This is a genomic window from Paenibacillus amylolyticus, from assembly GCF_001570725.1.
GTDB classification, from domain to species: Bacteria; Bacillota; Bacilli; order Paenibacillales; family Paenibacillaceae; genus Paenibacillus; species Paenibacillus amylolyticus_A.
In genome coordinates this window covers 150,972-160,424 of the sequence record NZ_BCNV01000009.1, presented here as the reverse complement: position 1 = coordinate 160,424, position 9,453 = coordinate 150,972, and the positions used below count along the sequence as shown (strand labels likewise).

The 9,453-nt window shown below is 46.1% G+C and carries 8 protein-coding genes and 8 tRNA genes; all 16 read left to right on the top strand.

Translation table 11 applies throughout. The features are described from left to right. The first annotated feature begins 136 nt into the window (after window positions 1-136). The 16 genes from PAHA3_RS27185 to hisG all read left to right on the top strand — a co-directional run bounded on the left by PAHA3_RS27185 (window position 137) and on the right by hisG (window position 9,411). Window positions 137-228, top strand: a tRNA-Ser gene (locus tag PAHA3_RS27185). Between the two features lie 43 nt (window positions 229-271). After that, window positions 272-348 (top strand) — tRNA-Met (locus tag PAHA3_RS27180). Window positions 349-357: 9 nt separating this feature from the next. Next, window positions 358-433: transfer RNA gene (locus PAHA3_RS27175), tRNA-Val, on the top strand. Between the two features lie 5 nt (window positions 434-438). Next, window positions 439-514 (top strand) — tRNA-Thr (locus PAHA3_RS27170). 9 nt (window positions 515-523) lie between these two features. Continuing rightward, window positions 524-601, top strand: a tRNA-Asp gene (locus PAHA3_RS27165). Window positions 602-622: 21 nt separating this feature from the next. Then, window positions 623-695 (top strand) — tRNA-Phe (locus PAHA3_RS27160). Between the two features lie 12 nt (window positions 696-707). Then, window positions 708-793 (top strand) — tRNA-Tyr (locus PAHA3_RS27155). A 7-nt stretch (window positions 794-800) separates the two neighbouring features. Then, window positions 801-873: transfer RNA gene (locus PAHA3_RS27150), tRNA-Lys, on the top strand. A gap of 143 nt (window positions 874-1,016) precedes the next feature. Next, on the top strand, window positions 1,017-2,213 hold the full coding sequence (locus tag PAHA3_RS27145; protein WP_062837776.1) for a PucR family transcriptional regulator: 1,197 nt from the start codon (window positions 1,017-1,019) through the stop codon (window positions 2,211-2,213). Window positions 2,214-2,316: 103 nt separating this feature from the next. Beyond that, window positions 2,317-3,441 (top strand): ABC transporter ATP-binding protein, encoded by a 1,125-nt coding sequence (locus tag PAHA3_RS27140; RefSeq protein WP_062837775.1) that lies wholly within the window; start codon window positions 2,317-2,319, stop codon window positions 3,439-3,441. Window positions 3,442-3,860: 419 nt separating this feature from the next. Next, complete coding sequence (gene hprK / locus PAHA3_RS27135; protein WP_017691278.1) at window positions 3,861-4,799, top strand: HPr(Ser) kinase/phosphatase; 939 nt, start codon at window positions 3,861-3,863, stop codon at window positions 4,797-4,799. 121 nt (window positions 4,800-4,920) lie between these two features. Continuing rightward, window positions 4,921-5,946, top strand: a complete 1,026-nt coding sequence (lgt, locus tag PAHA3_RS27130) for a prolipoprotein diacylglyceryl transferase (RefSeq protein ID WP_062837774.1) — start codon at window positions 4,921-4,923, stop codon at window positions 5,944-5,946. A gap of 6 nt (window positions 5,947-5,952) precedes the next feature. Further along, entirely contained in the window at window positions 5,953-6,609 is a 657-nt protein-coding gene (gene ppaX / locus PAHA3_RS27125) for a pyrophosphatase PpaX (RefSeq protein WP_062837773.1), read from the top strand. Beyond that, a complete protein-coding gene (locus PAHA3_RS27120) occupies window positions 6,606-7,148 on the top strand; it encodes an acyltransferase (RefSeq protein WP_062837772.1) in 543 nt (180 codons plus the stop codon). Before ppaX ends, PAHA3_RS27120 begins: the two co-directional genes overlap by 4 nt. A gap of 402 nt (window positions 7,149-7,550) precedes the next feature. After that, window positions 7,551-8,750, top strand: coding sequence for an ATP phosphoribosyltransferase regulatory subunit (locus PAHA3_RS27115; RefSeq protein WP_062837771.1), 1,200 nt, complete (start codon window positions 7,551-7,553; stop codon window positions 8,748-8,750). A gap of 1 nt (window position 8,751) precedes the next feature. Continuing rightward, window positions 8,752-9,411 (top strand): ATP phosphoribosyltransferase, encoded by a 660-nt coding sequence (gene hisG, locus PAHA3_RS27110; protein WP_062837770.1) that lies wholly within the window; start codon window positions 8,752-8,754, stop codon window positions 9,409-9,411. Window positions 9,412-9,453: the final 42 nt, after the last annotated feature.

The window sequence follows — 9,453 nt, the reverse complement described above, 5'->3', positions numbered from 1 at the left end:
AGTGCAGCAATGCATGGAGCTGACCAGTACTAATCGGTCGAGGGCTTATCCAAATATGCAAGTGATCATTCGCGTGTTTCGTTTCGAATCTAGTTTTCAGGGAGCAATCCTTGAATGATGTTGAAGATTGTTATTTGGAGAGATACCCAAGTGGCTATAAGGGGACCCTCTGCTAAGGGGTTAGACTGCGTAAGCGGTGCGAGGGTTCGAATCCCTCTCTCTCCGCCATCTTTACCTAAAGATGGACAAGCAATCAAGACACAATTAATATGGCGGTGTAGCTCAGCTGGCTAGAGCGTACGGTTCATACCCGTAAGGTCGGGGGTTCGATCCCCTCCGCCGCTACCATATTACCCAGGAGGCTTAGCTCAGCTGGGAGAGCATCTGCCTTACAAGCAGAGGGTCGGGGGTTCGATCCCCTCAGCCTCCACCATATACGCCGGTGTAGCTCAACTGGTAGAGCAACTGACTTGTAATCAGTAGGTTGGGGGTTCAAGTCCTCTCGCCGGCACCATTAATGCCTGGAACCGTGGTGTAGTTGGCCTAACATGCCTGCCTGTCACGCAGGAGATCGCGGGTTCGAATCCCGTCGGTTCCGCCATTAATCCTAAAAATTAAATATGGCTCGGTAGCTCAGTCGGTAGAGCAGAGGACTGAAAATCCTCGTGTCGGCGGTTCGATTCCGTCCCGAGCCACCTTTAATCCTTGGAGGATTAGCGAAGTGGCCAAACGCATCAGACTGTAAATCTGCTCCCGTACGGGTTCGGTGGTTCGAATCCATCATCCTCCACCAGTTTTATGAGTCATTAGCTCAGTTGGTAGAGCACCTGACTTTTAATCAGGGTGTCGAAGGTTCGAGCCCTTCATGACTCATCTTTAAGAAAAGAGTGATTAATCATTAATTTGATTAGTCGCTCTTTTTTGTTGTGTAATTTTAACGAAATATGGATATTTATTAATGCTGGGCAAGATATGATAAACTAATAGAAAACATGCAGAGTGGTGACGTTCATTATATGAAGCTCATACCTGATCTAAAACAGCAAATTGAAGTCATTATAGGCACAACTTTGGACGAATATGAAATCACAATACAAGAATGGACGCAATCCGTAGTAAATCTGGTTGGTCTTCATGGGAATTCAGAGATCTTTGGTGATGAAGGTGAGATTCAGGGGTTACCTGATCACTCTATATCCCAAAGTACATTATCCGATGTGATCAGTTTGAATACGGGAGAGCGTATCTTTTTTAAGGTTCGGATGAATGAGAAAGAAGAGACTGTCGTGTGTTGGGGATGCGTAGCCAGATCTATTACTGTGGAAACACGGCGGTTTATTGAGCTTTTGATCCGTACTAACACGGGACGATCTGATGATATACAGCCTATTGTATATGAGAATGATAGAGAGCAGTATCTGACTGAACTGGGTCTCTGGCTTACAGAGCAGATCAAACAACCAACCAAGCAGGAATCTGAAAGTGTTCCTGATCGCTTTGTGGTGGCTGCAGGATTGAATGCTGAGAAGATTCTGTTCTTGCTACAAGGGGATACACCTGATGCACATCGTTTACGATCCAAGGAACTGAACAAGTTGCTTGAGAGTTACTTTGGCGAGGAGATTGTATTGATTCCTTTAGGGGAGCAAGAGTGGATTTTTATGGGTGATAAAGAGATTGTTACAGAAGAAGCCGAGGAAGATACTACGGAAGCCAAAAAAGATTCACTAAACGCTTTCTGTCTGGGATTACATGAATTGGTCGCGAGTGAATGGGCAGGTGTATTCCATCTCTCTGCATCCCTGCCATGCATTCCTGCACAACAACTAGTATCAGTCACTGCTCTTCTTAAAGAAAGTGTTCAGTTGGGCAGAGCATTCCATGTTACGCAGCACATTCATCTCCCATGGGATCTGCATCTGGAACGTTTGGTAGCGAGCATTCCAGATGAACAACGTATACGCTTTATACAGGAAACAGGCAAGGACACGTTAATCTTCAATGATAGTGAGACGCTTGCTACGCTGGAGACCTTTTTTAGCCTGGACTGTAATGTTAGTGAGACAGCCAAACGACTTTTCATTCATCGAAATACGCTGGTGTACCGTCTGGACAAGATCAAACAAGAGATTGGTTACGATGTAAGGCACTTCGAAAGTGCTGTTCTAGTGCAGTTTTTACTGCTTATGTACAAAGTGACGAAAAAGCATTGATATTTTTGTGCAGTTTGCGAATAGTCAAACCTCATACAGATAGGGTAATATAAAAATACAAATTGTATTCGATTACAAAATGATCTCTGAGGAGGCAACAATCATGGCTGGAGTACGTTTAGAGCATATTTTCAAAAAATACCCGGGTTCTGATAAAGCAACTGTAGTTGACATTAACCTGGACATTAAAGATAAAGAATTTCTGGTATTGGTAGGCCCGTCCGGTTGTGGTAAATCAACAACACTGCGTATGATCGCAGGCCTTGAGGAAATTTCTGAAGGTAAACTCTATATCGGTGACCGTGTCGTTAATGATGTTGCACCTAAAGACCGCGATATCGCAATGGTATTCCAATCCTATGCCTTGTATCCGCATATGAGCGTATATCAAAACATGGCGTTTGGTTTGAAATTGCGTAAGGTTAAAAAAGATGAGATCGACAAACGTGTACGTGAAGCAGCTAAAATCCTGGATATCGAGCATTTGCTTGAGCGTAAACCTAAGGCATTGTCCGGTGGTCAACGTCAGCGTGTCGCTTTGGGACGTGCGATTGTCCGTGATCCACAAGTGTTCTTGATGGATGAGCCTCTCTCCAACTTGGATGCCAAACTGCGTGGTCAAATGCGTGCGGAGATCACTAAACTTGCGAAGCGTTTGGAAACAACTGTTATCTACGTAACGCATGACCAGATCGAAGCTATGACGATGGGTGATCGGATCGTTGTTATGAAGGATGGTATCATCCAACAAGCAGCTTCTCCGGAAGAGTTGTATAACCTGCCGGCTAACCTGTTCGTAGCTGGTTTCATCGGTTCCCCGACAATGAACTTTATCTCGGGTAAACTGGCTGAGCAAGGTGCTAACTTGCACTTCGTAGCTCCAGGCGTGGACGTTGAAATCCCGCAAGGTAAAGCACAAGTGTTGAAATCTAGAGGATACATTGGCAAAGAAGTCATTCTGGGTGTTCGTCCAGAAGACATTCACGAAGAGCCAGTATTCCTGGAAGCATCCCCGAACTCTGTATTCTCTACACACGTAGATGTTACAGAGAACCTGGGTCACGAAATGCTCCTCTACTTGAGCGGTGTTGGTAACGATACAACGATCGCACGTGTAGACGGACGTTCTAACACTCGTGATGGTTCCACAGTTAAAATGGCCATCGACATGAACAAGGTTCATATCTTTGACAAAGAGACTGAAGTGAACGTACTTCTTCAAGACTAATACTACTGAGATTCCTCGGTGACGATGGAACCTGACAGTTAACGCAATTATACATTGTAATGAGAGCCCCTTCCGTTATTGCTGGAAGGGGCTTTTTTTAAGATTATAATTTATAAGTTTTCAGCGGGCTAAAGAATTCGATAACTTAAGAAAAGCAACCGTTAAACCACGAATATAGCATCTTCGATAGTGCTTCAATCAGAGAACTTTTTTTACTAATGGTTGTGGGAGGCCGAGATTGCATTCAGCCCGGAATTCATTTAAGATTATTTGAAGGTCTGTCTTCTTATGATTAAGAGAATGGACTGTTGGAAGGGTATGCATCTGTACCCCATGTTGTGAATGCGCTAATAATGGAAAGAACTGATACACGATCTGATGTACATAGAGGCACAGCGAATGCTGAAAGGAAGAGACAAATGGCGAAAAAAGTGAAAGTATCCGAATTGGTGCAGCAGTTTCAGTTAGAGGTTGTTTCTGGATCTCACGGACTGAAAAGAGTCATTACGGTAGATGATCTGAACCGTCCTGGTCTGGAAATGGCCGGTTATTTTGAATACCATCCACAAGAACGGGTACAGCTACTTGGAAGAACGGAATTAGCCTTCTTTGCAATGTTGCCCGAGCAAGAGCGGCGCGATCGTATGCAACGTCTTTGTACGGAAGAGACGCCTTGTATCGTTGTCACGCGTGGACTGGAGGTTCCGCAAGAGCTGATTGATATCAGTGAAGAGCAGAATCTGGCTGTACTTCGCAGCAACATGGCGACAACGATTCTATCCAGCCGGATTACCGGTTTCCTGGAGAAGAAACTGGCACCTACAGCAACCATTCACGGTGTACTTTGTGATGTTTATGGCGTAGGTATGCTGATCACGGGTAGTAGCGGTATTGGTAAGAGTGAAACAGCACTTGAACTGGTTAAACGTGGACACCGACTAATTGCCGATGATGCGGTGGAGATCCGTCAAACGTCAGATTTTCAGCTCCACGGTACTGCACCTGAATTGATCCGCCACTTGCTCGAAATTCGAGGTGTAGGTATCATCAACGTCATGACATTGTTCGGAGCCGGTGCGGTTCGGAATAACAAACGGATTACCTTGGTTGTACGTCTGGAAGCATGGCAGCAGGATAAACAATATGATCGTCTGGGTCTGGATGAAGAGACTACACGCATCATTGATACCGATGTGCCTCTCGTTACGATTCCTGTTCGTCCGGGACGGAACTTGGCCGTTATTATTGAAGTGGCTGGCATGAACTATCGCCTGAAACAGATGGGTCTGAATGCTGCACTGCAATTCACGAACAAGCTGACAGCAACCATCTCGGAAGATATGGAAGACATGGATTAAGAAATATTTTATACAAGGAAGTCAAGACAAATGGTTGACATGAACTGCTTCTCATAAGGCGCAGGGTATGCCAACCATTCGTCATGCATGCGATTGATTGAATTTATAGGAGTGTGAATGAATGGATACATTATTACTGTTGAACCCAATTGCGTTCTCTATTGGAGCGTTAAAGGTTCACTGGTACGGGCTTATTCTTGGTGCTGCGGCACTGATAGGATTACTGCTCGTGATCCGGGAGGGCAAACGCTACAATATTCCACAGGAAGTGTTCATGGACATGGTTCTGCTGGGCGTGCCTTCTGCCATCATTGGTGCCCGTATCTACTACGTAGCATTTAAGTGGGAAGATTATAAGGATAATTTCTGGGATGTCTTTAAAATATGGAATGGCGGTATCGCCATCTACGGTGCACTTATTGGTGCTATCATCTGTGCAGTTATTTTCTTCCGTCGTAAAGGATATAACTTCTGGCGTATGGCCGATATCTGTGCGCCTGGGCTACTCGTTGGACAGTTAATCGGACGCTGGGGTAACTTTGTGAATCAGGAAGCCTACGGCGGTCCTGTGGAAGAATCATTTTTGAGAGACAAGCTTCATCTGCCGGACTTTATTGTAAATCAAATGAACGTAGAAGGCGTATTCCACCATCCTGCATTTTTGTATGAATCGATGTGGAGTCTCGTTGGTCTGGTCCTGCTGTTGGTTCTGCGTCGTCAGAAGTTTCTGCGTTCAGGTGAACTGTTCATGTCTTATTTCATCTGGTACTCTATCGGTCGCTTCTTCATTGAAGCTTTGCGTACGGATAGTCTGGGCTTCCAGGCTCCGCAGTGGGTTGCTTCATTAGTGAACGGGCTGTGGTCTCCAATGACTGCAATGGGCTTTGAACAAGGATATCTTGATCCTGCTTACGGTAACGTACGAATCTCGCAACTGCTTGCTATTGGCATCATTATTGTAGCTGTTGTATTCATTGTGGTGAGAAGAGTGACAGGCAAAGCGGATGTTCGTTACAGTGATCCGATTGTATCGTCCAAAGTTCCTGCAGATGATATGGAGCATACGGGAACGGCTACTGGCAAAGAGAATAAGGTGACACCTCCAGCCAAAGATGAATCCAAGCAAGTTGAAGATAAAAAGGAGTAATGCAACATGATTGACACGGTATTGTTCGATCTGGATGGAACGATTATTGATACCAATGAGCTGATTATCAGCTCATTCCAGCACGTCATGGGGGGATGGGAACATTCAGCTCCATGGACACGGGAACAGATTATTCCGCATATGGGTGGCACACTGGAGCAGCAAATGCGGACTTTCTCTGGCCAGGAGGAAGTCTCCGAGTACGTGAAGGGTTACCGTGCCTATAATGATATCCATCATGAAGCGATGGTTAGACCTTTTCCACATGTTATTGAGGTAGTAGAGGCGCTACATCAGGCCGGCATTGTGATGGGTGTAGTCACGACCAAAATTCGTCCATCTACATTAAAGGTGTTAGAACGTTTTGATCTACTGAAATATATGAAGACGATTGTAACAGTGACCGACGTAACGAATCCGAAGCCGCACGCTGAACCTGTTCTGAAAGCCATTACGGAACTGGGGGCAGATCCTGCCAAAACCTTAATGGTGGGTGACAGTCCGGTGGATATCCAATCGGCACAAAATGCGGGTGCTCTCTCGGCAGGGGTTGCATGGTCTCTTAAAGGGGAGACGATCCTGAACGGATATGGCCCGGATCACATGTTGCACGACATGAGAGACTTGTTGAAACTCATCCGCATTGAAACGGGACGTTCATGAGAAAAGTAACCCGCTATCCGGTAGAGGACCAGAATGCACTTTGGCATATCTACAAGACAGTGAGTCCGTGGAAGGGCGTTCGTAATTTTATCTGGATCCAATTGTCACGCTACTGTCCGATTCTATCGGTGAAGAACTGGATTTACCGCCGGATGCTCGGTATGAAGGTGGGAAAACATACAGCCTTTGGCCTGATGGTGATGGTGGATGTATTCTTTCCGGAAAAAATAACGGTCGGTGAAAACTCGGTCATCGGTTACAACACAACGATTCTCGCTCATGAGTATCTCATTAAGGAGTACAGGCTCGGTGAGGTGATTATCGGGGAAAATGTACTGATTGGTGCCAACACAACGATTCTTCCCGGGGTAACGATAGGAGATGGAGCCGTTGTGGCTGCTGGAGCTGTCGTACATAAGGATGTTGCCCCAGGAGCTTTTGTTGGAGGCAATCCATTACGTGATTTATCCCGTTCGGCAGCTTCTACGGAAGAGACGGTCTTTAACACGGATAATTCTTCTCAGGGTAGTGTGCATTAAATCAATAAAGTAATGAATGAAGATGAATCGATGAAGATGATTCGAAGTAAAAAGCTGCTGATGGCAGCTTTTTTCGTATATAAATACCGATTGGTGAGGACAACGGCATGTGTATAAAACAATATGTCCATCCAGGGGTGATCAAGCTTCGGTATTGTTGACGGTAGTGCGGATTTCATGTTATCATATCCCATATCCTTTAGTTTGTTAGCACTTTACCATGTGAAAGTATCTTGAGAGAATATAACGTGATAAAGGTTGAACTAAACCAATAGTTGAAGGCTTTTGAAGCATTACGGTGATTCAGGGTTACAAGATAGAATGGGGATTTACACTACATAAATCCTGTTGAAATAGAACGAGCAAAACTCTTAAATTACTGACTCGGGGTGAATAATACCAATGTCCAAACCAAAAGGCTTTGAAAAACCGACCGGATTTCGCGACTACACACCACATGTAGTATCCAAGCTACGGACGATTGAGCGGAATGTACTGGAATGTATGGAACGCTGGGGTTACCGTCAGATCATCACACCAACGATTGAATACTACGACACGGTAGGTGTAGCGAGCTCCACATCAGATCGCAAATTGTTTAAATTATTGAACAGCCGTGGAACCACGCTGGTACTGAGATCGGATCTAACAGCTCCAATTGCACGTGTCGTTTCATCCATGCTCAAAGATGAGCAGTTACCGCTGCGTCTGTCCTATCATGCGAACGTATTTCGTTCCATTGAAGAGGAAGCTGGACGTGAGGCTGAATTCTTCCAGACGGGCGTGGAGCTGGTTGGAGACGATTCACCTGAAGCGGATGCAGAAGTTGTTGCGCTTGCGATTGCCTCTTTGCAGGCAGCGGGCGTGTCTTCTTTTAAAATAGCCATGGGCCACATGGGATTCCTGAACGGGTTACTGGAGGAAGTGATTCCAGGCCAGACCGCTGAGCAAGAGCAATTGAAGGAAGGGTTACTCGGACGTGATTATGTCGGCTATCGCCAGTCGATTGAAGCATTGAATCTGGAGCCAAAGCTGAAAGAACAGCTTGAAGCGATCCTTCGTCTGCGCGGTGGTAAGGAAGTATGCACACATGCGGTAGAGCTAAGTTCAAGTGCTGAAGCAGCCCAGTCGATTGCACATCTGTGTGCAGTATTCGAAGTGCTGGAAGCATACGGTGTATCCGAGCATGTGCTGATTGATCTAACGATGATCGGTGATTTCTCCTATTATACGGGTATGACGTTTGAAGGGTATGCAGCAGAACTGGGCTCCCCGGTATGTAGCGGCGGACGGTATGATAATCTCTTACAACAGTTTGGGCGCTCGTTGCCAGCTACAGGATTTGCACTGAAAACCAACCGGATTATTGATGGCGTGCATGGCATTATCATTGAAGAGAAAAAGCCAATACTTATCCAATATAGTCCGAAACGTCGGGCCGAGGCACTAACAGAAGCGGCAAGATTACGCAGTATGGGACAAAATGTAGTGACACTCCTTCTTCCTGAAGACGGGGCTGGGGCAAGTGTCGTATCGGTTGAAGCAAGAACCGCTCAGGCTGAGCAGGTTATTACTTACGGATCTGAAGAAGGAGGACGCTGAGATGTCGGATATTCTGAAGGTGGCCATGCCGAAGGGCCGAATCTATAAAAAAGCCTCCAAATTGTTCCGTGAAGCGGGGCTGGATATTCCAGAAGACGTGGACGATACACGTAGACTGGTCATCGAAGTACCGGAAGCCGGAATGGAATTCATTATGGCGAAGCCCGTGGATGTTCCAACGTATGTAGAGTACGGTGTTGCTGATATCGGAATTGTCGGTAAAGACGTGCTGCTGGAGGAAAATCGGGACGTGTATGAACTGTTGAATCTGGGAATCGCCCAGTGCCGTATGTCTGTAATCGGACTCCCGGACTGGAAGCCCGGCATCCAGCAACGTGTCGCAACGAAGTATCCTAGGATTGCTTCGCAGTATTTCCGGGAGCAGGGGCAGCAGGTCGAGGTTATCAAGCTGAATGGTTCCATTGAGCTCGCACCCCTGATTGGTCTGGCAGATCGAATCGTCGATCTGGTGGAGACAGGTCAGACGCTGCGCGAGAACGGACTCGTGGAGATGACAGGCATTCTGGATATCACGAGCCGTCTTATCGCCAATCGGGTAAGTTATCGGATGAAAAATGCACGAATCCAGGCTTTGTGTGATGCGCTTCAGCAGGTCATTCCGGCATCGAATGAGATTTCGGCGGGAAGTCTTCGGGGATAAATTAATGTTTTGGAAACATAGATGAGAAACATACAAAGCAGA

Bases quoted from the DNA above. Each gene is read 5' to 3' on its own strand.
- PAHA3_RS27140 (WP_062837775.1), top strand. From the start codon at position 2,317: ATGGCTGGAGTACGTTTAGAGCATATTTTCAAAAAATACCCGGGTTCT.
- ppaX (WP_062837773.1), top strand. From the start codon at position 5,953: ATGATTGACACGGTATTGTTCGATCTGGATGGAACGATTATTGATACC.
- hisG (WP_062837770.1), top strand. From the start codon at position 8,752: ATGTCGGATATTCTGAAGGTGGCCATGCCGAAGGGCCGAATCTATAAA.
- hprK (WP_017691278.1), top strand. From the start codon at position 3,861: ATGGCGAAAAAAGTGAAAGTATCCGAATTGGTGCAGCAGTTTCAGTTA.
- lgt (WP_062837774.1), top strand. From the start codon at position 4,921: ATGGATACATTATTACTGTTGAACCCAATTGCGTTCTCTATTGGAGCG.
- PAHA3_RS27115 (WP_062837771.1), top strand. From the start codon at position 7,551: ATGTCCAAACCAAAAGGCTTTGAAAAACCGACCGGATTTCGCGACTAC.
- PAHA3_RS27120 (WP_062837772.1), top strand. From the start codon at position 6,606: ATGAGAAAAGTAACCCGCTATCCGGTAGAGGACCAGAATGCACTTTGG.
- PAHA3_RS27145 (WP_062837776.1), top strand. From the start codon at position 1,017: ATGAAGCTCATACCTGATCTAAAACAGCAAATTGAAGTCATTATAGGC.